Below are 22,151 nucleotides of genomic sequence, written 5' to 3'. Positions count from 1 at the left end.
CGGCACGGCTCAGAAGAACGGGCTGCGGCGCTCCTGCAGCATGGCGTAGAGGGTGTCCTGGATGGTCTCGCGGACCTGGTCGGTGACCTCGAAGACCGTCATCGGGTCGGCCGCGGCCCGGACGTCCAGCTCGTCGGTGGCGATCGGCTCGCCGACCCGGATGCTCCACCGGCTGGGCAGCGGGAGCAGCCCCAGCAGCCCGAACCAGGGGAACAGCGGGGTGATCGGCAGGTAGGGCCAGCCGACGGCGGAGGCCACCTCGGGCAGCGGCGCGATCAGCGGGTAGATCTCCTCCGAGCCGACGACCGAGACCGGGATGATCGGCACCCGCGCCTGGATGGCGCAGGCGACGAAGCCACCGCGGCCGAACCGCTGCAGCCGGTAGCGCTCGGAGTAGGGCTTGCCCAGCCCCTTGTAGCCCTCGGGGAAGACGGCCACCAGGTGGCCCTCCTCCAGCAGCCGGAGGGCGTCCTCGGGGCAGGCGTGGGTCACCCCGATCCGGCGGGCGACGTCGTGGGCGTAGGGGGTGGCGAAGATGAGGTCGCCGCCCAGCAGCCGCGGGTGGCGGCCGATCTCGTCGTGCAGCAGCGAGTGCAGCACCAGGCCGTCCAGCGGCAGGGTCCCGGCGTGGTTGGACACCAGCAGCGCGGGGCCCTCGTCGGGGATGTTCTCCAGGCCGCTGATCTCGGCCCGGAACCAGGAGCGGACCAGCGGGCGCAGCGCGGGCAGCACGATCCGCTCGGTGAACTCGGGGTCGAACCCGAACTCGTCGACCGCGAACTCCCCGCTGAGCCGGCTGCGGGTGTAGGCCACCACGTCGTCGACGCCGCCCTGCCAGTCCACGCCCAGCTCGGCCGCCACCGAGACGAGGGTGGCGAGCGGGTCGGCCAGCGCGTCCCGCACCGCCCCGGGGTAGGCGTGCTGCAGCTGGCGCAGCAGGGCGCCCCCGGACTGCAGCAGCTCGGCGAGCACGGCGGCCAGGTCGACGGGCTCGCGGTCGAGCGGGTCGCGGGCCGGCGGCGGGTCCTGGGTGCCCCCCGCACCGGCTGGCGCGCCCTGGGCGTTCCCGGCGGGGTCTGCCACGTGGTCGTCCTGGGGGTCGGGCTCGACGTGGTCGGGCTCAGCCATCCTCGTTCCCCTCCTCCGCGCCCCGGCCGTCCAGCACGCGGCGCAGCACGCCGGGGCTGGCCAGCGCGACGAACTCCTCGGCCGCCTGCCGGCTGCTCCAGTGGGTCTGGAACCCCAGCTCGTCGGCGATGCGGCGGACGTCCATCACCCGGCCCCAGGTCACCCCGTCCAGGTCCTCGGGCACCACCAGCCCGGTGCGGCTGCGGGTGCGCCGCAGCGCCCGCGCCACCGCCCGCGGCACCGGCACGGAGGGACGTCCCAACCAGGCCAGCAGCTGCGACAGCACCACGACGTCGGGGGCGCCGACGTTGTAGATGCCGGGGCGGCACCGCTCGACCGCGGTCGTCACCGCGCGGGCGCCGTCGGCTGGGTGCAGGAACTGCAGCCGGGCGTCGAAGCCGGCGACCGTGGGCACCACCGGGGCGGTCAGGTAGCGGGTGAGGTCGCTGCGGACGCCGGCCCCCATCAGCGGGGCCATCCGCAGGATGGTGACGGTGACGTCGTCGCGGCGCTGGCCCAGGGCCCGGGCGTAGGACTCGACCTCCAGGCAGTCCTGGGCGAAGGGGCTGCGGGGTCCGCCGTCGTGGCCGCGGTCCTCGGCGAACACGGCCGGGTCGCGGGGCGAGGAGCCGTAGACCTCGCCGGAGCTGGGCAGCACCAGCGAGCGGAACCCGGGGGCGCGCTGGCAGGCGGCGAGGAGCTGCATGCTGCCGAGCACGGCGAGCTCCTTGGCCGCCGCCCGGCTGCGGCCGGGTCCCCGGCGCGGCAGGTGGACCACGGTGTCCACGCCCCGGCCGGTGATCAGGCCCGTCATCACCGGTGAGCGGATGTCGGCCCGCACGAAGGTCACCGCGTCCAGCGGGCGCCGGGGCGGGACGAGGTCGACACCGATCACCGTCGTCGCCGGCAGCGAGGCCAGGGCGCGGGCGCAGCGGGCGGCGAAGTCGTCCGACACCCCCGTGACCAGGACGACACGAGACATGCGGCCGAGCCTAGCCGCCGTCGGGGCGGGCGGCCGCGGAGTCGGCGGGGCGCCGGGGCACGGCGAAGGCCCCGCCCGGAGACGGGGCCGGCCTGCGGCTCAGCTCACTTGCCGGCGCGGCGGCGCTGGATGCGGGTGCGCTTGAGGAGCTTGCGGTGCTTCTTCTTCGCCATCCGCTTGCGGCGCTTCTTGATGACAGATCCCACGAACACGTACCTCTTCTGAACTCGACAAGCCGGGAAACCCTCGGATCCTACTCGGAGCCCGCGCACCAGCGCGAATCGCGCCCGCCGCCCAGGGCTCAGCCGGCGCGGAAGTAGGCGCTGCGCAGGTAGCTGTTGACGGCCTCGGTGGGGACCCGGAAGCTGCGCCCGAAGCGGACCGCCTCGAGCTCGCCGCCGTGGATCATCCGGTACACCGACATCTTGGACACCCGCATCAGGTCGGCCACCTCGGCCACGGTCAGCAGCTGCTGACGGGCGAGCGGGTCCAGCGGCGAGGGTGCCGCGTCGTCGGGCTGGTCAGCTCGTGGGTCCATGTCCGCTCCGGTGCCCGGCCGCACCGGTCGCGGCTCCTGGGTGCTCGGAAGCGTAGTGGCTGCTGCAAGCCCGTGGTAGGGAAACGGGGAGATCCGTGGACCGACCGGTCAGTACGGGTCCGGGTCGAGACCCAGCTCGGGGAAGACGGCCCGACGGGTGGCCTGGATGGCCTGGTCGACGGCCGACTCCGGGTCCATCCCCTGGGCGAAGGGGGTGAAGGAGGCGTCGGAGCCGTCGCCCATGGTGGCCGGGGCGAGGTCGTCGAAGGGCTCCCGCCACGAGGTCGGGATCTCGGTCGCCGTCGGGACGGGGTGGCCGGAGAGGACGCCGAGGAGGTGGGTCCAGGCCCGCGCGACGCCCTGCAGCGGGGAGTACCCGCCGCCGCCGACGGCGACCCAGCGGCCCTCGGTGAGCTCCTCGGCGAGGGCGTGCACCATCCGGTAGGAGGCCAGCATCCCGTCCACGGTGAGCTCGAGGTCGGTCAGCGGGTCGGTGCGGTGGGTGTCGCAGCCGTGCTGGCTGACGACGATGTCGGGCCCGAAGGCCCGCACCACCGCCGGGACGACGGCGTCGAAGGCGCGCAGCCAGCCGGCGTCCCCGGTGCCGGGCGGGAGCGCGACGTTGACCGCCGACCCCCGCGCCGAGGCACCGCCCACCTCGGTGGCGAAGCCGGTGCCGGGGAAGAGGTGCATCGGCGACTCGTGCAGGCTGACGGTGAGGACGTCGGGGTCGTCCCAGAAGACCTCCTGGACGCCGTCGCCGTGGTGGGCGTCCAGGTCGATGTAGGCGATGCGCCGGGCGCCGTTGCGCTGCAGCCAGCGGATCCCCACCGCCGGGTCGTTGTAGACGCAGAACCCGCTGGTGCACGACGGCATCGCGTGGTGCAGCCCGCCGCTGATGTTGGCCGCGGCGCGGACCTCCCCCGACCAGACGCTGCGGGCGGCCTGGACGGTGGCGGTGCACACCTGGCTGGCCCGCTCGTGCATCCCCTCGACCAGCGGGTTGTCGGTGGTGCCGATGCCGTAGGCGGGCGCGGTCTCCTGGCGGCGGACCGCCTCGATGTAGTCGGCGTCGTGGACCAGCGACAGCAGCTCGTCCACGGCGGGCTCGGGCTCGACCACCTGCAGGTGCTCCAGCACGCCCAGCGCCTCGGCCAGCGACATCGCGAGCCGGACCCGGCCCGGCGACATCGGGTGCGCCGGCCCGAAGTCGTAGCGGGTCAGCGCCTCGCCGTGGACCACCCGCGCCGTCGCCCGCCCCGCCTGGGTGCCCGGCTGCTGCGAGCCGTCCGCCGCCACGTCACTCCCCCGACAGCAGCTGGGAGCGGTCGCGGGCGGCCTCGATCGCGGCCATGAACGCGGCCCGGACGCCGTGCTGCTCCAGGGTGCGGACGGCGGCGGCGGTCGTCCCGCCCGGGGACGTCACCATCTCGCGCAGCTCGGTGGGGTGCCCGCCGGTCTGGCTGAGCAGGGTGGCCGAGCCGAGCATGGTCTGCACCACCAGCTCGGTGGAGGTGTCGCGCGGCAGCCCGAGCTGCACCCCGGCCTCGATCATCGACTCCACCACGTAGAACAGGTAGGCCGGCCCGGAGCCGGAGATGGCGGTGACGGCGTCCTGGTAGCGCTCGGGGACGGTGACCACCCGGCCGGTGGCGGCCAGCATGGTGTGCACCCGGGCGAGGTCGTCGGCCGAGGCGTGCGCGCCGGCGGAGATGGCAGCCATCCCCTGCGAGACCTGGGCGGGGGTGTTCGGCATCACCCGCACCACCGCGACGCCGGGGCCGACGCGGGACTCGATCCGGGCGGTGGTGACGCCGGCGCACAGCGAGACCAGCAGGACGCCGTCGGCCAGCCGGGGGCCGATCTCGTCCAGCAGGTCGTCCAGGTCCTGCGGCTTGACCACCACGACCACGGTCTCGGCGCCCTCGACGGCGTCGGCGTTGCCGGCCACACCGACGCCGTAGCGCGCCACCAGCTCCTGGCAGCGCTCGGGGCGGCGGTCGGTGACCACCACGTCGTCGGCCGACCAGCCGGCCCGCAGCAGCCCGGCGAGCAGGGTCTCCCCCATCACGCCGGCGCCCAGGATCGCCAGCCGTGCCCCGCGGCGCACCGCGGCCGCGGTGGGGTCGGCTCCGCTCACCGGGCTCCGGCCAGGCCGCTGGACAGCCGCTCGGCGACCAGCTCGGCGATCTGCACCGCGTTGAGCGCGGCCCCCTTGCGGAGGTTGTCGTTGCTGATGAAGAGCGCCAGCCCCTTGCCCTCCGGGGCGGACCGGTCGGCGCGGATGCGCCCCACCAGCGAGGGGTCCGCGCCGGCGGCGTCCAGCGGCGTGGGCACGTCGCTGAGCTCGACGCCGGGGGCGTCGCGCAGCAGCTCGGTGGCCTGCTCGGGGCTGAGGTCGCGCTCGAACTCGGCGTGCACCGACAGCGAGTGGCCGGTGTAGACGGGCACCCGCACGCAGGTCCCGGCCACCAGCAGGTCGGGGATGTGCAGGATCTTGCGGGACTCGTTGCGGAGCTTCTGCTCCTCGTCGGTCTCGCCGCTGCCGTCGTCGACCAGGGCGCCGGCCAGCGGCACCACGTTGTAGGCGATGTTCTTGACGTACTTGTGCGGGGCGGGCAGCGCCACGGCGTCGCCGCGGAACGCCAGCCCGCGGGCGTCCCCGGCGGCCGACACCTGCTCGGCCAGCTCGCTCACCCCGGCGCCGCCGGAGCCGGAGACGGCCTGGTAGGTGGTCACCACGAGCCGGCGCAGCCCGGCGGCGCGGTGCAGCGGCTGCAGCACCGGCATGGCGGCCATGGTGGTGCAGTTGGGGTTGGCGATGATGCCCTTGGGGGTGCGGGCGATGTCCTCGCCGTTGACCTCCGACACCACCAGCGGCACGTCGGGGTCCATCCGCCAGGCGGAGGAGTTGTCGATGACGACGGCGCCCTCGGCGGCCACCGCGGGGGCGTACTGCAGGGAGGACGTCTTGCCGGCCGAGAACAGGGCGATGTCGAGCCCGCCCAGGTCGGCCGTGGCGGTGTCCTCGACGACGACCTCGCCGCCCTTCCAGGGCAGCTTCGTGCCGGCCGAGCGGGCCGAGGCGAAGAACCGGATCTCACTGATGTCGAAGCCGCGCTCGTCGAGCAGCGTGCGCATCACGCCGCCGACCTGGCCCGTCGCTCCGAAGACTCCTACGCGCATGCACCCACCCTAGGTCCCGGCACCACCGGTCGTGGCCACGTCCGAGCGCTGGTCCGGGCCCGCCGCCGGGGCCGGGCTGCCTACAGTGACGACGTCGCTGGTCCCGACGCCCGGTCCGCCGGGCGCCGGGGGCAAGAGGGAACCCGGTGCGAATCCGGGACTGCCCCGCAGCGGTATGTGGGAACGACCGCCGTCACCACGCACTGGGAGCACCCCGCCCGAGAAGGGTGGGCCTGGGAAGCGACGGCCAGTAGGAGGGCCCCCGGGCCCGCGCCCACGAGTCCGAAGACCTGCCAACGACCTGCTCCGGCGACCGCCGGAGCAGCTGGCCAGACCGCGGAGGACGGTCGGGGCCGGGACCCGCGGTGCGCTCCCGAGCTGGACCGGGCGCCGGCGGGCGACCGGTGCTGCCCGCCTCCGGGTCGACAGGTGACTCGCGAAGGAGAGCACCCATGACCGATCCCCACACCACCACCACTCCCCCGCCGCCCGGCCGCGGCGGGTCGCCGACCGGCGCCACCGTGCTGGGCTACCCGCGGCAGGGCCCCGGACGACGGCTGAAGCGGGCCGTCGAGGGCCACTGGCGGGGGCGCACCAGCGCCGAGGAGCTGCTGGCCGTGGGCGCCGAGCTGCGCCGCGACCGGTGGCAGGAGATGGCCTCCGCCGGGCTCACCGAGGTGCCGGTGGGCGACTTCAGCTACTACGACCACGTGCTCGACACCACCCTGCTGCTCGGCGCCACCCCCGCGCGCTTCACCGACCTGCCCGCCGGGGACGACCCGGCGGGGCGGCTGGCCCGGCAGTTCGCGCTGGCACGGGGCACCGACTCCCAGCCGCCGCTGGAGATGACCAAGTGGTTCGACACCAACTACCACTACCTGGTGCCCGAGCTGGGGCCCGGCACCCGCTTCGCGCTGCACGCCGAGGACCTGCTGCGCCAGGTCGGCGAGGCCCGCGAGCTGGGCCTGGCGGCACGGCCGGTGGTGCTGGGGCCGGTCAGCTACCTGTCGCTGGCCAAGGCCGACGAGCCGGGCTCGGACTTCGACCCGCTGACCCTGCTCGACCGGCTCGTGCCGGTCTACGCCGAGCTGCTCACCGCCCTGGCCGGCGCCGGCGCGGAGTGGGTGCAGGTGGACGAGCCGGTGCTGGTGCTCGACCAGCCGGCCGGGCTGCTCGAGCGGGTCCGTGAGGTCTGGACCGCGCTGGCCGCGACGCCGTCACGGCCCCGGCTGCTGGTCGCCACCTACTTCGGCGCGCTGGGCGAGGCCGCGCCGGTGCTGGCCGGGCTGCCGGTCGAGGGGCTGGCGGTCGACCTGTCCGCGGCACCGGGCTCCGGCACGCGGGCGGCCAACCTGGCCGCGCTGCGCGCCGCCGGCCACGACCTGGCCGGCAAGCGGCTGCTGGCCGGGGTGGTGGACGGCCGCAACGTCTGGCGCACCGACCTGGCCGCCGCGCTGGACGTGCTGACCGAGCTCGGGGGGCTGGTCGGCTCGCTCGACGTCTCCGCCTCCTGCTCGCTGCTGCACGTGCCGCTCGACCTGGCCGCGGAGACCTCGCTGGACCCGGGGGTGGCGCGCTGCCTCGCCTTCGCCCGCCAGAAGCTGGCGGAGGTGGCGCTGCTGGCCGACGGTCTTCGCCGCGGCCGGGAGGCGGTGGCCGGGGCCGTCGCCGACGACGCGGCCGCCCGGTCGGCGCTGCGGACGTCCCCGCTGACGGTGCGCCCGGACGTCCGCGAGCGCGTCGCGGCGGTCGGCGCGGCCGACACCCGCCGCCGCGGGACGGCCGAGGAGCGGCGTCGCAGCCAGCAGCAGCGGCTCGGCCTGCCGCTGCTGCCGACCACCACGATCGGCTCCTTCCCGCAGACCGAGGAGGTGCGCCGGGCCCGGGCCGGGCTGCGGCGCGGCGAGCTCGACCCGGCCGGCTACCAGGCGGCGATGCGCGCGGAGGTGGAGCGGGTGGTGGCCCTGCAGGAGGAGCTGGGCCTGGACGTCCTGGTGCACGGCGAGCCCGAGCGCAACGACATGGTGCAGTACTTCGCCGAGCAGCTGGACGGTTTCCTCACCACCGAGGAGGGCTGGGTGCAGTCCTACGGCTCGCGCTACGTCCGCCCGCCGGTGGTGGTCGGCGACGTCTCGAGGCCGGCGCCGATGACGGTGGAGTGGAGCCGCTACGCCCAGCAGCTCACCTCCCGGCCGGTGAAGGGGATGCTGACCGGGCCGGTGACCATGCTCGCCTGGTCCTTCGGCCGTGACGACCTGACCCCGGCCGAGACGGCCACCCAGGTGGCGCTGGCGCTGCGGGAGGAGGTGCAGGACCTGGAACGGGCCGGCATCGCGGTCATCCAGGTCGACGAGCCCGCGCTGCGCGAGACGCTGCCGCTGCGCCGCGCCGCCCGGGAGGGGTACCTGGACTGGGCGGTGCGGGCCTTCCTGCTCACCACCGCCGGGGTCGACGCCGGCACGCAGGTGCACACCCACATGTGCTACGCCGAGTTCGGCGAGGTGCTGGAGGCGATCATCGCCCTCGACGCCGACGTCATCAGCCTGGAGGCGGCGCGGTCGCGGATGGAGGTGGTGGCCGACCTGCGCGAGGCCCGCTACCCCCACGCCGTCGGACCGGGCGTGTGGGACATCCACTCCCCGCGGGTGCCCACCGTCGCCGACGTCGTGGCCTCCCTCGAGCTGGCCCTGGCCGGCGGCGTCCCGGCCGAGCGGCTGTGGGTCAACCCCGACTGCGGGCTGAAGACCCGCGGCTACGCCGAGGTGGAGCCGGCGCTGCGCGTGCTGGTCGAGGCCGCCGGGGTGGTCCGGGAGCGGCTGGCCGCCGGCTGAGCCGCCGGAACCTGTCCATGGCGTGGCGCCGACGCCCTCAGCGCGCCGGCGCCACGCCATGGACACCTCCTGGTCGCGGCCTCAGAGCCAGGACACCAGCGGGGCCAGCAGCGTGTAGCCGACGAAGGCGCCGACGTCGAGCAGGGAGTGGGCGACCACCAGCGGCCAGACCCGCCGCCAGCGCAGGAAGACCAGCCCGAGCAGCAGCCCCATCAGCACGTTGCCGGCGAAGCCGCCGAAGCCCTGGTAGAGGTGGTAGCTGCCGCGGACCAGGGCCGAGACGACCACCACCGCCGTCCAGGACCAGCGCAGGTCGCGGAGCCGGCCGAAGAGGTAGCCGACCATCACGATCTCCTCCAGCGCGCCGTTGGCCACCGCGGCCAGCACCAGCACCGGGACCGCCCACCAGACGTCGGTGAGGTTGGCCGGGGCGACGGAGGTGTTCAGGCCCAGCTCGCGGGCCAGCAGGTAGAACCCCAGACCGGGGATGCCGATGCCGGCGGCGATGCCGAGGCCGACGGCGGCGTCGCGGAGCGGGTGACGGGCGTCGAGACCCATCCACCGCCGCCCGCCCACCCCCGGCCGCAGGTGCAGCAGGTAGAGCACGAGGAACACCGGCGCGACCAGGAAGACGTTGTTGGCCAGCTGGTAGGCCAGGTCCAGCCAGGGCCGGTCGGGCGTGGCCGAGGAGTTCATCGTGGTGGTCTGCTGGTCGAGCGGGACGTCGCGGGTCAGCTTCTCGACCAGGCTGAGCACCGAGTAGACCGCCGACGAGCCCAGCGAGACGCCGAGCACCACCAGCACCTCCAGCCCCCAGCGGGGACGGGCCGCGTCCCCGGTGCGGCTGCCGGGACCGTCCGCCGTCGCGGGGAGCTGTTCGGCCATGCCGACGGTTGTACCACGCGGCCCCGCGGCCCGAGCCGGCCGCGGCCCGCCGCCGGGCAGCGGGTGCGGGTTCGGCGAGCCTTCTCTTGCTGGCAGGCCGCTGCGGCCCCTCACTAGATTGCCGACCATGACCGCCACCCGTTTCACCGACCAGCTGAACGAGCAGATCGGCCACGAGTTCGCCGCCCACCAGCAGTACGTCGCCTGCGCCGTTCACTACGACGCGCTGACCATGCCGCAGATGGCGGCCTTCTTCTACGCCCAGGCGATGGAGGAGCGCAGCCACGCCATGATGATGGTCCGCTTCCTGCTCGACACCGACGCCCCCGTGCAGATCCCCGGGGTCGCCGCACCGCAGTCCACCTTCGCCGACGTGGTCGAGCCGGTCGCCCTGGCGCTGGCCCAGGAGCGGCGGGTCACCGAGCAGATCCACGCCCTCACCCGCACCGCGCGGGAGGAGAACGACTTCGCCGCGGAGCAGTTCATGCAGTGGTTCATCAAGGAGCAGGTCGAGGAGGTCGCCACCATGAGCGACCTGCTGACCGTGGTCACCCGCGCCAAGGACATCGAGGCCGTCGAGGACTGGGTCGCCCGCGAGCACGGCGGCGAGGCCGAGGACCCCACCGCCCCGCCGGTCGCCGGCGCCTGAGCGGCGAGCCGGGCCGGTCCTCCTCCGTCGGGGAGGGCCGGCTCAGCGGCGGCTGGTGAGCCCGCGCAGGAACAGCGCCAGGTTGGCCGGCTTCTCGGCCATCCGCCGCACCATGTAGCCGTACCAGTCGGTGCCGTAGGGCAGGTACACCCGGACCTGGTGCCCGGCCGCCACCAGCCGGCGCTGCTCCTCGGGGCGGATGCCGTGCAGCATCTGCAGCTCCCAGGAGCCGGGCTCGCGGTGGTTGCGGTTGGCCAGGTCCTGGGCGATGGCCACCAGCCGCGGGTCGTGGGTGGCCACCATCGGGTAGCCCAGCCCCTCCATCAGCACCCGCAGGCAGCGCACGTAGGACAGGTCGACCTCCGCACCGGGGCGGTAGGCCACCTCCTCGGGCGAGGCGTAGGCGCCCTTGCACAGCCGCACCCGCGAGCCGGAGTGGGCCAGCCGCTCGCAGTCGGCCTCCGTGCGGCGCAGGTTCGCCTGCAGCACCGCCCCCGTCTGGGGGAAGTCCTGGCGCAGCTCCTCCACGACCGCCAGCGTCGAGGCGGTGGTGGTGTGGTCCTCCATGTCGACCGTCACCGTGGTGCCGGCGTTGCGGGCCGCGGCGCAGATCAGCCGGGCCTGCTCGACCGCCACCGACTCGCCGTCGCCGGGCAGCAGCTGGCCGAGCGCGCTGAGCTTCACCGACACCTCGACCTGCGGGCCCAGCCCGGCGGTGCGGACGGCCTGCAGCAGCTCGAGGTAGGCCACGGTGACCCGCTCGGCGGCGGCCCGCTCGCGGGTGTGCTCGCCGAGGTGGTCGACCGTGACCAGCAGCCCGTCGTCGGTGAGCCGGCGGGCGGCGGCCAGGGCGTCCTCGGCGGTCTCGCCGGCGATGAAGCGCTCCACGACCGCGCGGGTCAGCGGGACGGCCAGCGCCGCGTCCTTGATCCGCTCGTTACCGGCGGCCCTCAGCAGCACCGTGCGCAGCATCGCGTCTTCCTCCTCGGGTCAGGACTGGCCCAGGTGTACCCGGGTGAAGGCCAGCGACTCGGCGAGGTCGATCTCGCGCTGGGCGCGCGAGCCGGAGCCGCGGGAGTTGACCTCCAGCACGACGTGGCCGGTGTAGCCGCTGGTGCGCAGGTACTCCAGCAGCTCGGCGGCCTGCTGGTCGCCGTAGCCGGGCTTGAGGTGCTCGTCCTTGAACGACCCGCGGCCGTCGGTGAGGTGGACGTGCTGCAGCCGGTCGCCCCACTGCTTGGCCAGCTCCAGCGACTGCACCCGGGCGGTGGAGGCGTGGCTGAGGTCGAGGGTGAGGAAGTCGTAGTCGAGCTCGGTGGGGTCCCAGCCGGGCATGTAGGCCTTGAACTCCCCGCCCGCGGGGGTGCGCCAGGGGTACATGTTCTCCACGCAGAAGCGGACGCCGGTCTCCTCGTTGAGCCGGCGCACGCCGTTCTCGAAGTCCGAGGCGTACCCGCGCTGCCAGCGGAACGGCGGGTGCACCACGACCACGTCGGCGCCCAGCCGGACGGCCGCCTGGGCGGAGCGCTCGAGCTTCTCCCAGGGGTCGGAGCCCCAGGTGCGCTGGGTGACGAGCAGGGTGGGCGCGTGCACCGACACCACGGGGACCTGGTGGAAGTCGCGCAGCTTCTCCACCGCGTCCAGGTCGGCGGCCACCGGGTCGATGCCCACCATCACCTCGACGGCGTCGTAGCCGAGCCGGCCCGCCAGCTCGAACCCGCTCGCGGTCGACTCCGGGTACACCGAGGAGGTCGACAGCGCCACGCACGGACGGCGGGCGGGCTGGCCTGGGGCGCTCACGCGTGCACCCTAGTCGCCGTTCAGGTGGTCGAGGTAGTTGAGGATCACGCCCTCGCGCAGCGCCCACGGGCAGATGTCGATGAGGTCGAACCCGCCCAGCTCCATGGCCGCCTCGGCCACCACCGCACCGGCCAGGATCTGGGTCGAACGGCCCTCCGAGACACCCGGCAGGGAGGCGCGCTTCTCCGGCTTCATCCCCGCCAGCCGGTCCACCCAGTCGCTGACGTCGGCCAGCTTCAGCCGGCGCGGCACGTAGGGACCCTCCGAGCGGGGCGCCGCCCCGGTGATGCGGGCCAGCGAGCGGAAGGTCTTGGAGGTGCCGACGGCGCGCTCGAACGGCCCGACCCGCAGCACCTCGCCGATGACGTCGCCGATCTGGGCGCGGACGTGGGTGCGCATGGCGCTCACGTCCTGCCCGGCGAAGCGGCGTGACATCCGCCCGGCGCCGACCGGGACCGACAGCGCGACGTCGGGGTACTCGTCGCGGCCGGCGGCCAGCTCGAGCGAGCCGCCGCCGATGTCGAGCACGGCCAGGCTGCCGGCCGACCAGCCCAGCCAGCGCCGGGCGGCCAGGAACGTCCAGCGGGCCTCGTCGGTGCCGGACAGCACCTCCAGCTCCACCCCCGTCGAGCGGCGGACCTGCTCGATCACCTCGTCGCAGTTGTCGGCCTCGCGCAGCGCGCTGGTGACGAAGGGCAGCATGCGGGCGCAGCCGGTCCGCTCGGCGATCTGCTGGCACTCGCGGACGGTCTCCACCAGGGTCTGGATGCCCCGCTCCGAGACGGCCGAGCCGTCCATGTGCTCGGCGAGCCGCAGCTCCCGGGAGTGCGAGGTGGCCGGTACGGGTGGGCGTCCGGCCCGGGCGTCCACCACCAGCAGGTGCACGGTGTTGGAGCCGACGTCGAGCACTCCCAGTCGCATGGCGCCAACCTAGTGCTCGCCGGGCCGGCGGGAGAAAAGTCGCACGACCGGTGCGGGGGCGGGTCGCCCGGCCCGCCACCGCGCGGCCCCGGCCCGCACCGGGTGCAGGTCGTGCGGGTTTTCTCCCGCCGCCGGCCGTGACGTCCGTCATGCGGCCGCCGTGAGCCGGGCACCGGGTCCGGTGAGCGCGAGCACCGGGGCCCGGCCCACCCGGCGGGCACGATGGAGCCATGACGTCCCCGCAGCAGCCGACGCCCGCCGTGCCGGACCAGGACGGTCAGCCCCCGGCCCACCGACCCGCCCCCGCGGACTGGCGCGACGTGCTGCCCTGGCAGGGCAGGGCGAGCCGTGGGGACAAGGCGCTGGTGATCACCCTGCTGGGGGTCACGGCGCTGATGGCGCTGACCATCCCGTTCCGCCCCTTCCTGCTGGCCAGCCACCCGGTGCTGCTGGAGCTGGCCACCGGCAGCCTGTCCGCCGTCGGCGCGGGCGCCGCCTTCGCCCGGGTGGGTGAGGCGCAGCTGTGGCTGGTCGTGGTCGCCGGAGTGGTGGGCATGATCAAGCTCGACTGGCTGTTCTGGCTCGCCGGCCGCCGCTGGGGCGCCCGGGTGATCGCCCTCTTCGCCCCCGGCGACCGCGCCGCCCGCCTCGTCGAGCGGCTGCGGACGGCGAACCCGTGGCTGGTGCGGCTGGCCGTCGTGGCCGGGGCGCTGCCGGGGATCCCCGCGGCGGCGGTCTACTGCCTGGCCGGGCTGAACCGGATGCGGCTGGGCACCTTCCTGCTCTTCGACGCGATCGGCGCCCTGCTCATGGTGGGCCTGGTCACCGGGCTCGGCTACGGGCTCGGCCAGCACGCGGTCGACGTGGTGCTGCTGGTCGACGAGCACGCGCTGTGGGTCAGCCTCGGTCTGGTCGTCGTGGTGGCCTTCCTCTCCGCCCGCCGGACCTCCGCGCAGACCAGGACGCCCGCCGACGCCCCCACCGACTGAGCGGCGCCGAGGACCCCCTCCTCCGGCCTAGGCTGGTGCGGTGCCCGAGGTGATGCTGCCGTTCCCGCGCGCCTGGGCCGAGTTCGTCGACCCCGACGACCCCGGCCAGGTGTTCCGGTGCGACCTGACCTGGCTGACCTCGCGCTGGCAGTGCCTGTTCGGCTCCACCGCGGGCGGCACCCCGACCGGTGGCTGCCCCGGCATCTACGCCGACCGGCCCGACGACGGCTGCTGCACGCTGGGGGCGCACTTCAGCGACGACGACGACGAGGCGCGGGTAGGACGCCACGTCGCCCGGCTGACCCCCGAGCTGTGGCAGCACCACGGGTCGGACTGGGTCGAGGAGGAGGACGGGGAGCGCAAGACGGCCGTGGCCGACGGCGCCTGCGTCTTCCTCAACCGGCCCGGGTTCCCCGCCGGCGCCGGCTGCGCGCTCCACCTGCTGTCGCTGCGGACCGGCACGCCCGTCACCGAGACGAAGCCGGACGTCTGCTGGCAGCTGCCGATCCGGCGCCGCTACCGCACCGTGCAGCGCAACGACGACACCGAGTACCTCGAGGTCACCATCGATGAGTACGTCCGCGAGGGCTGGGGCGCCGGCGGGCACGACCTGGACTGGTACTGCACCTCCAACACCGAGGCCCACGTCGCTCCGGATCCGCTGTACCGCACGGCCGCCGTGGAGCTGACCGCGCTGATGGGCCCCGCGGCCTACGGGGTACTGGTGGAGCTGTGCGAACGGGCCGAGGGCCTGCTGCCGCACCCGGCCAGCGCGCGCCCGGACAGGTAAGGCGACCCTCAGCGCCAGGACGGAAGCACCTCCGACCACAATGGCTGACCATGCACGTCGACCACCTCTCGTTCGCCTGCGGCCCCGAAGGACTGCTCGCCTGCGCCGACCGTCTCGCCAGCCAGCTCGGGGTGGACTCCCTGGACGGGGGCTTCCACCCCCGCTTCGGCACCCGCAACCGGATCATCCCGCTCGCCGGACCGCGCTACCTCGAGGTCGTGGAGGTGCTCGACCACCCGGCCGCGGAGAAGGCGCCGTTCGGCCAGGCGGTGCGGACGCGCTCCGAGCAGGGCGGCGGCTGGCTCGGCTGGGTGATCGCCCTCGACGACGAACTGATGGCCACCTTCGAGGACCGGCTCGGACGCCCGGCCGTGGACGGCCGCCGGGTGCAGCCCGACGGCTCGGTGCTGCAGTGGCGCCAGCTCGGCGTCCGCGGGCTGCAGAGCGACCCGCAGCTGCCCTTCTTCGTCGAGTGGACCAGCCCCGAGTCCGAGCGGCCGTCGGCGATGGACTCCCCCGTCGAGCTCGTCTCGATCCAGCTGGCCGGCAGCCCCGACCGGCTGCGGGAGTGGCTGGGCGGTGAGGCCACCGAGCTGATGCCGGGGCTGCCGCTGCGCTGGCACCACCCCTCCGGTCAGCCGGGGCTGGCCTCGGCCACCTTCGACACCCCCCGCGGACAGGTCACCATCTGATGGCGGTGCGGATCCGGCCGGTCGTCGCCGGGCTGCCGGCCTACCGCGCGGGACGTCCGCCGCAGGCCCGTCCCGGGCTGACGCCGTACAAGCTGTCCAGCAACGAGAACCCGTTCCCGCCGCTGCCGGGCGTGATGGCCGCCGTCGAGGCCGCCGCCCGGAGCATGAACCGCTACCCCGACGCGGGCAACTCCGCCATCGCCGAGGGGGTGGCGGCCCGCCTGGGGGTGGACGCCGAGCAGGTCGTCTTCGGCACCGGCTCGGTCGCGGTGCTGTACCAGCTGCTGCAGACGGTGTGCGAGCCCGGGGACGAGGTCGTGCACGCCTGGCGCTCCTTCGAGGCCTACCCGATCGCGGTCCAGCTCCCCGGCGCGGTGGGGGTGCCGGTGCCGCTCACCGCCGACGCCCGCCACGACCTCGACGCGATGGCCGCCGCGATCACCGACCGCACCCGCGCGGTGCTGGTCTGCACCCCCAACAACCCGACCGGTCCGGTGGTCACCCACGACGAGCTGGTGCGGTTCTGCCGGCGGGTGCCGCCGGAGGTGATGGTGGTCGTGGACGAGGCCTACGTGGAGTTCGTCCGCGACGACGACGCCGCCCGCGGGCTGGACCTGCTGGCCGAGTTCGCCAACGTGGTGGTGCTGCGCACCTTCTCCAAGGCCTACGGGCTGGCCGGCTTCCGGGTCGGCTTCAGCGTCAGCGAGCCCGGGCTGGCCGAGGCCGTCCGGGCGGTGACGCTGCCCTTCGGCGTGTCCTCGGTGGCCCAGGCGGCCGTGCTCGCCTCGCTGGAGGCGGAGCAGGAGCTGCTGGCGCGGGTGGACGCGCTGGTCGCCGCCCGCACCGAGCTGCTGACCGGGTTGCGCGGGGCCGGCCACCCGGTGCCCGACACCCAGGCCAACTTCGTCTGGCTGCCCGCCGGCAGCCGCACGGCGGAGTGGGCCGGGGCGTTCGAGCAGGCGGCGCTGACCGTCCGTCCGTTCACTCCGACCGGCACCTCGCCGGCCGAGCTGGCCGCCGCCGGCCTGCGGATCAGCGTCGGCGAGCCGGAGGCGAACGCCCGGGTGCTCGAGGTCGCCGCCGGCCTGCGCTGACCGGCCGGGGCTCAGCCGGCCAGCAGCTCGCGGACGCGCGGGATGACGCGGGTGCCGTACAGCTCGATGGCGTGGACCAGCTGCTCGTGCGGCATCGGCCCGTTGCTGTACTTCAGGTCGAAGCGGCTGAGCCCCAGCTGGCCGACGGTGCGGGCGATCTTCTGCGCCACCGTCTCGGGGGACCCGACGAAGACCGCGCCGGTGTCGGCCTCGGCCTCGAACTGGGCGCGGCTGGTCGGGCCCCAGCCCCGCTCGCGCCCGATGCGGTCCCGGTTGGCCTTGAAGTGGGGGAACATCAGCTCACGGGCCTCCTCGTCGGTGTCGGCGACGAAGCCGGGCGAGTGGACGCCCAGCGGCAGCTCGGGCTGGCCGAGCTCGGCCAGCGCCCGCCGGTACAGGTCGGCGTAGGGGACGAAGCGCTCCGGCTGCCCGCCGATGACGGCCAGCATCATCGGGATGCCGTAGCGGGCCGCGCGCACCACCGACTCCGGGGAGCCGCCGACGCCGATCCAGGCCGGCAGCGTCCCGCGCTCGGTCTTGGGGAACACCTCCGCGTCCAGCGGCGGGCGCGTGGTGCCCTGCCAGCGGACCCGGCCCTCGCCCCGCAGCGCGGCGAACAGGTCCAGCTTCTCGCTGAACAGCACCTCGTAGTCGGCCAGGTCGAGCCCGAACAGCGGGAAGGACTCGGTGAAGGAGCCGCGGCCCAGGGTGATCTCGGCGCGGCCGGAGGAGATGGCGTCGAGGGTGGCGAAGCGCTCGTAGACCCGCACCGGGTCGTCGGAGCTGAGCACGGTGACGGCCGTGCCGACCAGGATCCGCTCGGTGCGGGCGGCGATGGCGGCCAGCACGACGTCGGGGGCGGAGACCGCGTAGTCGTCGCGGTGGTGCTCCCCCACACCGAAGGCGTCGACGCCGACGCGGTCGGCGACCACGCCCTGCTCGACCACCTCGCGGACCACCTGGGCGTGCGAACGGCGCCGGCCGGCGGCGTCCACGGTGACGTCGCCGAAGGTGTCCAGCCCGAGCTGGACCTGGGCGGTGACGGGCTGGCTCATGACGGGACCTCCTGATGGTTGAACTGTCAACCACCCTAGCGTCCGGCGGTCCGTCCTTGTTCCCCGCGCCGTCCGGGATCCCGCTCTGGCATGGTGTGCGGGTGCACGTCGAGGAGAGCGGCCCCCCGGCGGCCCCGCGGATGCTGCTGCTGCACGGCGGCGGGGTCGCCGGCTGGATGTGGCGCCCGGCGGCCCGACGGCTGGCCACCAGCCACCGGGTGATCGTCCCCGACCTGCCGGGCCACGGCCGCAGCGCCGGCGAGCCCTACCGCTCCTCCCAGCACACGGTGGACGCCGTGGCGGCGCTGCTGGGGTCCGGGGCGGGTCCCGTCGCCGTGGTCGGGTTCTCCCTCGGCGGCCAGCTGGCCGTGCTGCTGGCGGCCCAGCACCCCGGGCTGGTCGAGCAGGTCGTGGTGGTCAGCGCCCAGGCCCGCCCGATGCGGTTCGCCGGCGCCGCGCTGCGGCTGGTGGGGCTCACCGCCCCGCTGGCGCGTCGCCGCTGGTTCGCCCAGCTGCAGGCGCGGGCGCTGGCCGTGCCCCCGGACCTGCTGGCGGACTACCTCACCACCTCCGTGACCACCAGCCGGACCGACCTGGTCGCCGCGGTCGGGGCCAACCTCGCCTTCGTCCCGCCGCCCGCCTGGTCGCGCTACCCGGGGCGGGTGCTGGTGCTGGTGGGAGCGCGAGAGCGACGGCTGCTGCAGGCCTCGGCCCGCGACCTGGCCGCAGCAGCCCCGCACGGCGAGCTCGAGGTCGTCCCCGGCTGCGGCCACGGGGTGCCGCTGCAGGCGCCGGGCTGGTTCGCCGACCGGGTCGCCGGCTGGCTGGCCTGAACTGTCGGCGGGCTGGCCTAGCGTGTGCGCCATGGCCAGAGCGAGCAGACCGGCGTTCAGCTGCACCGAGTGCGGCTGGACGAGCGTGCGGTGGGTGGGCCGGTGCGGTGAGTGCCAGACCTGGGGCTCGGTGGCCGAGCAGGGCGCGCCGAAGCTGGCGGCGGTGCAGAGCTCGGTGCCGGCGGCCAAGGCCGTGCCCATCGCGGCGGTCGCCGCCGACGCCGCCACCCGGACGCTGACCGGCATCGGGGAGCTCGACCGGGTGCTGGGCGACGGGCTGGTCCCCGGCGCGGTGGCCCTGCTGGCCGGCGAGCCCGGCGTCGGCAAGTCGACCCTGCTGCTGGAGGTCGCGGCCCGCTGGGCCGCCGCCGGGCGGCGCACCCTCTACGTCACCGGCGAGGAGTCCGCCGCCCAGGTGCGGCTGCGGGCGGGCCGCACGGGGGCGCTGGCCGACGAGCTCTACCTGGCGGCCGAGACCGACCTGGGCACCATCCTCGGCCACATCGAGGAGGTCTCCCCCTCGCTGATGGTGCTCGACTCGGTGCAGACGGTGGGGGCGGCGGAGGCTGAGGGCTCCCCCGGCGGCGTCACCCAGGTGCGCGAGGTGACGGCGGCCCTGGTCCGGGTGGCCAAACGGCGCGGCATGGCCGTGGTCATCGTCGGCCACGTCACCAAGGACGGCGCCATCGCCGGGCCCCGGCTGCTGGAGCACCTGGTCGACGTGGTGCTGGCCTTCGAGGGCGACCGGCACTCCGGCTTCCGGATGGTGCGGGCCACCAAGAACCGCTTCGGCCCGGCCGACGAGGTTGGCTGCTTCGAGATGGCCGAGCAGGGCATCGTCGAGGTCGCCGACCCGTCGGGGCTGTTCACCTCCCAGCACGCCGACCCGGTGCCGGGCACCTGCATCACCGTCACCATGGAGGGCCGCCGCCCGCTGCTGGCCGAGATCCAGGCCCTCGTCGCACCCTCGGCGCTGCAGGTGCCGCGCCGCACCACCCACGGCCTCGAGGGGCCGCGGGTGTCGATGATCCTGGCGGTGCTGGAGCGGCGCTGCGGCATCCGGCTGAGCAACCGCGACGTCTACGTCTCCACGGTCGGCGGGGCCAAGGTGTCCGACCCGGGCGCCGACCTGGCCATCGCGCTGGCGGTCGCCTCCGCCGCCACCAACGACCCGGTGCCCACGGGGCTGATCGCCCTCGGCGAGGTCGGGCTGGCCGGCGAGCTGCGGCGGATCCCCTCCCCCGAGCGGCGGGTGGCCGAGGCCGCCCGGCTGGGCTTCCGGACGGCGGTGCTGCCGCCCTCCCCCGCCCCCGCGCCCTCCGGCGGCGCCAAGCGCCCCGGGCTGTCCGTGCGGCACGCGATGACCCTCAGCGGGGCGCTGGCCGCCCTGCAGACGCCGGCCGAGCGCCCCGGGCCGCGGTGACCACCGCCCCGGCGAGGGACGCCCCCGCGCGGCGACGGCCTCCCCGGCCCGTCCTGCTGGGGTCCCTGCTCGCCGTGGTCGCCGCCGGCGCGGCGCTGCAGCTGGTCCGCGACGGCTCCGGGCTGGTCGACCTGGCCGGCGGCGTGCTCTACGCCTGCGCCTGGGTGCTGCTGGTCGCCCTGCTGGTGCCGGCGGCCCGCCCCGCCACCTGCGCGGTGGCGGCGGCGACCGTGGGGGTGCTGCTGGAGCTGCTGCAGCTGACCGGCGTGCCCGCCCGGCTCTCGGAGCAGGTCCCGGCGCTGCGGCTGCTGCTGGGCAGCACCTTCAGCGGCTGGGATCTGCTGTGGTGCCTGCTGGGCTCGGTGCTGGGCGGGCTGCTGCTGGCCCTGCTGCCCCGCCCGGCGGGGGCCGTCGCCGCGGTGCGGGACGGCGGCACCTCCGGCCCCGGGAGCGGGCCCGGGCCCCACTAGGGTGGCTGCGTGAGCCCCGACCCGGACGTCCAGCTGCGGCGCTTCCGTGCGCTGGTGGCGCCGGGGACCCCGCTGCGGGACGGCCTGGAGCGGGTGCTGCGCGGACGCACCGGCGCGCTGGTGGTGCTGGGCAGCAACCGGGCGGTCGAGCAGGTCTCCACCGGCGGGTTCTCCCTCGACACCCCCTTCACCCCGATGGCGCTGCGCGAGCTGTCGAAGATGGACGGCGCGGTGGTGCTGAGCAGCGACCTCAGCCGGATCGTGGCCGCCGGCGTGCAGCTCATGCCGGACGCCCGTATCGAGACCCTGGAGACGGGCACCCGGCACCGCACCGCGGACCGGGTGGCGCGCCAGACCGAGGTCCCGGCCGTGACGGTGTCGGCCTCGATGGCCACCATCGCGCTCTTCCTCAGCGACGGCCGCCACCCCGTGGAGCCCTCGCAGGTGATCCTGGGCCAGGCGGGCCAGGCGCTGCAGACCCTGGAGCGCTACAGCGAGCGGCTGTGGACGCTGCTCACCCAGCTGTCCTCGCTGGAGGTGCAGGACCAGGTCACGGTCAAGGACGTCGTGCTGGTGATGCAGCGGCTGGAGATGGTGCGCCGGCTGCAGCAGGAGCTGGACGACTACGTGCTCAGCCTGGGCACCGACGGCCGGCTGCTCGAGCTGCAGGTCCGTGAGCTGGACGGCTCGGCCTCGGAGGTCGCCGCGCTGCTGGAGCGCGACTACAGCAGCGCGGACGGCCCGCCGCTGCAGGTGGCGGCCCTGCACGACATCCCCACCGCCGAGCTGCTGGAGCCGCTGACCGTGGCAAGGGTGGTGGGGTTCTCGACCGAGGACCACCTCGACCGCCGGCTGACCCCGCGCGGGTTCCGCCAGCTGGCCCAGATCCAGCGGCTGCCCGGTGCCCTGGGCGAACGGCTGCTGGAGCACTTCGGCGGGCTGCAGGCGCTGTTCAGCGCCTCCAAGGCCGAGCTGCAGGAGGTCGAGGGCGTCGGTGAGCAGCGGGCGCGGATGATCCGCGACGGGCTCATCCGGGTGGCCGAGGCGGCCTACACCGAGCGGCTGGGCTGAGCGGGCTCAGCCCAGGGTCATCACGAGCTGGACCGGCTTGGCCTTCTGGTAGACGGCCGTGGCCACGTAGGTGCCGGGCCGCAGCGGCGTCTCCGACAGCTCGCAGTCCTCGCGGCTGCGGGCCCCGGGCCAGGTCATCGACCAGGCGTGGGCCTCCTCCGGCTCCAGCGTCACCGTCTTCTCCGGCACCCAGCGGGCGCAGTGGTCGGTGGTCCAGATCCGGTCGGCGCCGGAGTAGATCCGCAGCTCGAAGCTGTCGCCGTCGACGGCCAGCTCGCAGCTGGTGCCGGTGCCGTTGATCACCGAGAGCTCGAGCTCGTGGTCCTCGCCGATCCGGGCCCGGCTCGAGCCGGTGAGCGTGACGCGCAGGTCCTCGCTGACGCAGGCCACCGGCTCCGCCGGCTTCTTCCGGGCGTCCTCGTCCCGCTCCTCCTCGGCCGCGGGGCTCTCCTCGCGCTCGGCGGTCGGGCTCGGCTCCGGGGTCCTGCTCGGTCCCGCGGTGGGGCTCGACGACGCCGTCGACGTGGCGCTCGAGGTCGCGGTGGCGGTCGGGGTCGGCGGGGCGGTCGGGGAGGGGGAGGGCGCGGGGCTGCGGGTGGCCGAGGGTGTGGCGCCGGGCTCGGCTGCGTCCGCCGTCGCCCCGGGCGTCGGGGTGGCGGCGGGGACGGCCTGCACGTCGGACCCGCCAGGCTTGAAGGCCCAGACGGCCACCAGCACCACCACCAGCACGACCGCGAGCACCGTGGCCCGGCGCACCCAGTAGGTGCGCGGCTCCTCTGGTCCCACCGGGTGCAGGACAGCGCTCATGGGCGCG

23 protein-coding genes and 1 riboswitch are annotated in these 22,151 nt (G+C 75.1%); of the genes, 10 read left to right on the top strand and 13 right to left on the bottom strand.

From position 1 onward, the window contains the following. Positions 1-9: 9 nt before the first annotated feature. The 7 genes from GC722_RS13420 to GC722_RS13390 all read right to left on the bottom strand — a co-directional run bounded on the left by GC722_RS13420 (position 10) and on the right by GC722_RS13390 (position 5,834). A complete protein-coding gene (locus tag GC722_RS13420; protein WP_156611006.1) occupies positions 10-1,128 on the bottom strand; it encodes a lysophospholipid acyltransferase family protein in 1,119 nt (372 codons plus the stop codon). Next, positions 1,121-2,110, bottom strand: a complete 990-nt coding sequence (locus GC722_RS13415; RefSeq protein ID WP_156611004.1) for an NAD-dependent epimerase/dehydratase family protein — start codon at positions 2,108-2,110, stop codon at positions 1,121-1,123. Before GC722_RS13415 ends, GC722_RS13420 begins: the two co-directional genes overlap by 8 nt. A gap of 104 nt (positions 2,111-2,214) precedes the next feature. Beyond that, positions 2,215-2,316, bottom strand: a complete 102-nt coding sequence (locus GC722_RS13410) for a 30S ribosomal protein bS22 (protein ID WP_042842924.1) — start codon at positions 2,314-2,316, stop codon at positions 2,215-2,217. 95 nt (positions 2,317-2,411) lie between these two features. Further along, complete coding sequence (locus GC722_RS13405; protein WP_156611003.1) at positions 2,412-2,648, bottom strand: helix-turn-helix domain-containing protein; 237 nt, start codon at positions 2,646-2,648, stop codon at positions 2,412-2,414. 108 nt (positions 2,649-2,756) lie between these two features. After that, entirely contained in the window at positions 2,757-3,947 is a 1,191-nt protein-coding gene (locus GC722_RS13400; RefSeq protein WP_331714808.1) for an acetoin utilization protein AcuC, read from the bottom strand. A gap of 1 nt (position 3,948) precedes the next feature. Next, positions 3,949-4,788 carry a pyrroline-5-carboxylate reductase gene (gene proC / locus GC722_RS13395; RefSeq protein WP_331714807.1) on the bottom strand — a complete coding sequence of 280 codons (840 nt, stop codon included), beginning with the start codon at positions 4,786-4,788 and terminating at the stop codon, positions 3,949-3,951. Beyond that, entirely contained in the window at positions 4,785-5,834 is a 1,050-nt protein-coding gene (locus tag GC722_RS13390) for an aspartate-semialdehyde dehydrogenase (RefSeq protein WP_156611001.1), read from the bottom strand. Before GC722_RS13390 ends, proC begins: the two co-directional genes overlap by 4 nt. Positions 5,835-5,915: 81 nt before the next feature. Continuing rightward, positions 5,916-6,146, top strand: a riboswitch (cobalamin riboswitch). 140 nt (positions 6,147-6,286) lie between these two features. On the opposite strand from GC722_RS13390, the gene metE reads away from it, so the two are divergent. Continuing rightward, positions 6,287-8,665, top strand: a complete 2,379-nt coding sequence (metE, locus tag GC722_RS13385; RefSeq protein WP_156610999.1) for a 5-methyltetrahydropteroyltriglutamate--homocysteine S-methyltransferase — start codon at positions 6,287-6,289, stop codon at positions 8,663-8,665. 81 nt (positions 8,666-8,746) lie between these two features. Here the strand turns inward: metE and GC722_RS13380 are convergent, their stop codons facing one another. Next, the gene (locus GC722_RS13380) at positions 8,747-9,550 is read right to left on the bottom strand and encodes a CPBP family intramembrane glutamic endopeptidase (protein WP_156610997.1); all 804 of its coding nucleotides are present in this window, start codon (positions 9,548-9,550) and stop codon (positions 8,747-8,749) included. A gap of 127 nt (positions 9,551-9,677) precedes the next feature. Here GC722_RS13380 and GC722_RS13375 point away from each other — a divergent pair, with 127 nt between their 5' ends. Next, positions 9,678-10,199 (top strand): ferritin, encoded by a 522-nt coding sequence (locus GC722_RS13375; protein ID WP_156610995.1) that lies wholly within the window; start codon positions 9,678-9,680, stop codon positions 10,197-10,199. Positions 10,200-10,241: 42 nt separating this feature from the next. Here the strand turns inward: GC722_RS13375 and GC722_RS13370 are convergent, their stop codons facing one another. The 3 genes from GC722_RS13370 to GC722_RS13360 are packed head-to-tail and all read right to left on the bottom strand — an operon-like array spanning position 10,242 to position 12,920. Beyond that, entirely contained in the window at positions 10,242-11,171 is a 930-nt protein-coding gene (locus tag GC722_RS13370) for a proline dehydrogenase family protein (protein WP_156610993.1), read from the bottom strand. A gap of 18 nt (positions 11,172-11,189) precedes the next feature. Next, positions 11,190-11,999: a sugar phosphate isomerase/epimerase family protein gene (locus GC722_RS13365; protein ID WP_331714806.1), complete on the bottom strand. Its 810-nt coding sequence runs from the start codon at positions 11,997-11,999 to the stop codon at positions 11,190-11,192. A gap of 9 nt (positions 12,000-12,008) precedes the next feature. Then, complete coding sequence (locus GC722_RS13360) at positions 12,009-12,920, bottom strand: Ppx/GppA phosphatase family protein (protein ID WP_156610992.1); 912 nt, start codon at positions 12,918-12,920, stop codon at positions 12,009-12,011. 230 nt (positions 12,921-13,150) lie between these two features. On the opposite strand from GC722_RS13360, the gene GC722_RS13355 reads away from it, so the two are divergent. Genes GC722_RS13355 through GC722_RS13340 form a run of 4 tightly spaced genes read left to right on the top strand, consistent with a single transcriptional unit; the run spans position 13,151 to position 16,485 of the window. Beyond that, positions 13,151-13,909: a DedA family protein gene (locus GC722_RS13355; protein ID WP_156610990.1), complete on the top strand. Its 759-nt coding sequence runs from the start codon at positions 13,151-13,153 to the stop codon at positions 13,907-13,909. A 40-nt stretch (positions 13,910-13,949) separates the two neighbouring features. Then, entirely contained in the window at positions 13,950-14,699 is a 750-nt protein-coding gene (locus GC722_RS13350) for a hypothetical protein (protein WP_331714805.1), read from the top strand. A 50-nt stretch (positions 14,700-14,749) separates the two neighbouring features. Further along, a complete protein-coding gene (locus tag GC722_RS13345) occupies positions 14,750-15,391 on the top strand; it encodes a VOC family protein (protein WP_156610988.1) in 642 nt (213 codons plus the stop codon). Further along, positions 15,391-16,485, top strand: coding sequence for a histidinol-phosphate transaminase (locus GC722_RS13340; protein WP_156610986.1), 1,095 nt, complete (start codon positions 15,391-15,393; stop codon positions 16,483-16,485). The genes GC722_RS13345 and GC722_RS13340 overlap by 1 nt, the downstream gene beginning before the upstream one ends. 11 nt (positions 16,486-16,496) lie before the next feature. Here the strand turns inward: GC722_RS13340 and GC722_RS13335 are convergent, their stop codons facing one another. Continuing rightward, a complete protein-coding gene (locus GC722_RS13335; RefSeq protein ID WP_156610984.1) occupies positions 16,497-17,540 on the bottom strand; it encodes an LLM class flavin-dependent oxidoreductase in 1,044 nt (347 codons plus the stop codon). A gap of 101 nt (positions 17,541-17,641) precedes the next feature. Between GC722_RS13335 and GC722_RS13330 the strand changes: the two genes are divergently transcribed. From GC722_RS13330 to disA, 4 genes are read left to right on the top strand one after another with little or no spacing between them, the layout of a single operon-like run. Further along, complete coding sequence (locus GC722_RS13330) at positions 17,642-18,373, top strand: alpha/beta fold hydrolase (protein ID WP_197430155.1); 732 nt, start codon at positions 17,642-17,644, stop codon at positions 18,371-18,373. Positions 18,374-18,404: 31 nt separating this feature from the next. Next, positions 18,405-19,796 (top strand): DNA repair protein RadA, encoded by a 1,392-nt coding sequence (gene radA, locus GC722_RS13325; RefSeq protein WP_156610982.1) that lies wholly within the window; start codon positions 18,405-18,407, stop codon positions 19,794-19,796. Continuing rightward, positions 19,793-20,266: a ribosomal maturation YjgA family protein gene (locus GC722_RS18515; protein WP_156610980.1), complete on the top strand. Its 474-nt coding sequence runs from the start codon at positions 19,793-19,795 to the stop codon at positions 20,264-20,266. The genes radA and GC722_RS18515 overlap by 4 nt, the downstream gene beginning before the upstream one ends. 9 nt (positions 20,267-20,275) lie before the next feature. Beyond that, positions 20,276-21,337 carry a DNA integrity scanning diadenylate cyclase DisA gene (gene disA, locus GC722_RS13315; RefSeq protein WP_331714804.1) on the top strand — a complete coding sequence of 354 codons (1,062 nt, stop codon included), beginning with the start codon at positions 20,276-20,278 and terminating at the stop codon, positions 21,335-21,337. A gap of 6 nt (positions 21,338-21,343) precedes the next feature. Here disA and GC722_RS13310 read toward each other — a convergent pair whose 3' ends face one another. Next, positions 21,344-22,144, bottom strand: coding sequence for a hypothetical protein (locus GC722_RS13310; RefSeq protein WP_156610978.1), 801 nt, complete (start codon positions 22,142-22,144; stop codon positions 21,344-21,346). Positions 22,145-22,151: the final 7 nt, after the last annotated feature.

The organism is Auraticoccus cholistanensis (genome assembly GCF_009742705.1).
Lineage (GTDB): Bacteria > Actinomycetota > Actinomycetes > Propionibacteriales > Propionibacteriaceae > Auraticoccus > Auraticoccus cholistanensis.
Note: the sequence above shows the minus strand (reverse complement) of the source record. Positions and strands in the feature narration are given on the sequence as shown.

Bases quoted from the DNA above. Each gene is read 5' to 3' on its own strand.
- GC722_RS13420 (WP_156611006.1), bottom strand. From the start codon at position 1,128: ATGGCTGAGCCCGACCACGTCGAGCCCGACCCCCAGGACGACCACGTG.
- GC722_RS13415 (WP_156611004.1), bottom strand. From the start codon at position 2,110: ATGTCTCGTGTCGTCCTGGTCACGGGGGTGTCGGACGACTTCGCCGCC.
- GC722_RS13405 (WP_156611003.1), bottom strand. From the start codon at position 2,648: ATGGACCCACGAGCTGACCAGCCCGACGACGCGGCACCCTCGCCGCTG.
- GC722_RS13390 (WP_156611001.1), bottom strand. From the start codon at position 5,834: ATGCGCGTAGGAGTCTTCGGAGCGACGGGCCAGGTCGGCGGCGTGATG.
- metE (WP_156610999.1), top strand. From the start codon at position 6,287: ATGACCGATCCCCACACCACCACCACTCCCCCGCCGCCCGGCCGCGGC.
- GC722_RS13380 (WP_156610997.1), bottom strand. From the start codon at position 9,550: ATGGCCGAACAGCTCCCCGCGACGGCGGACGGTCCCGGCAGCCGCACC.
- GC722_RS13375 (WP_156610995.1), top strand. From the start codon at position 9,678: ATGACCGCCACCCGTTTCACCGACCAGCTGAACGAGCAGATCGGCCAC.
- GC722_RS13370 (WP_156610993.1), bottom strand. From the start codon at position 11,171: ATGCTGCGCACGGTGCTGCTGAGGGCCGCCGGTAACGAGCGGATCAAG.
- GC722_RS13360 (WP_156610992.1), bottom strand. From the start codon at position 12,920: ATGCGACTGGGAGTGCTCGACGTCGGCTCCAACACCGTGCACCTGCTG.
- GC722_RS13355 (WP_156610990.1), top strand. From the start codon at position 13,151: ATGACGTCCCCGCAGCAGCCGACGCCCGCCGTGCCGGACCAGGACGGT.
- GC722_RS13345 (WP_156610988.1), top strand. From the start codon at position 14,750: ATGCACGTCGACCACCTCTCGTTCGCCTGCGGCCCCGAAGGACTGCTC.
- GC722_RS13340 (WP_156610986.1), top strand. From the start codon at position 15,391: ATGGCGGTGCGGATCCGGCCGGTCGTCGCCGGGCTGCCGGCCTACCGC.
- GC722_RS13335 (WP_156610984.1), bottom strand. From the start codon at position 17,540: ATGAGCCAGCCCGTCACCGCCCAGGTCCAGCTCGGGCTGGACACCTTC.
- radA (WP_156610982.1), top strand. From the start codon at position 18,405: ATGGCCAGAGCGAGCAGACCGGCGTTCAGCTGCACCGAGTGCGGCTGG.
- GC722_RS13310 (WP_156610978.1), bottom strand. From the start codon at position 22,144: ATGAGCGCTGTCCTGCACCCGGTGGGACCAGAGGAGCCGCGCACCTAC.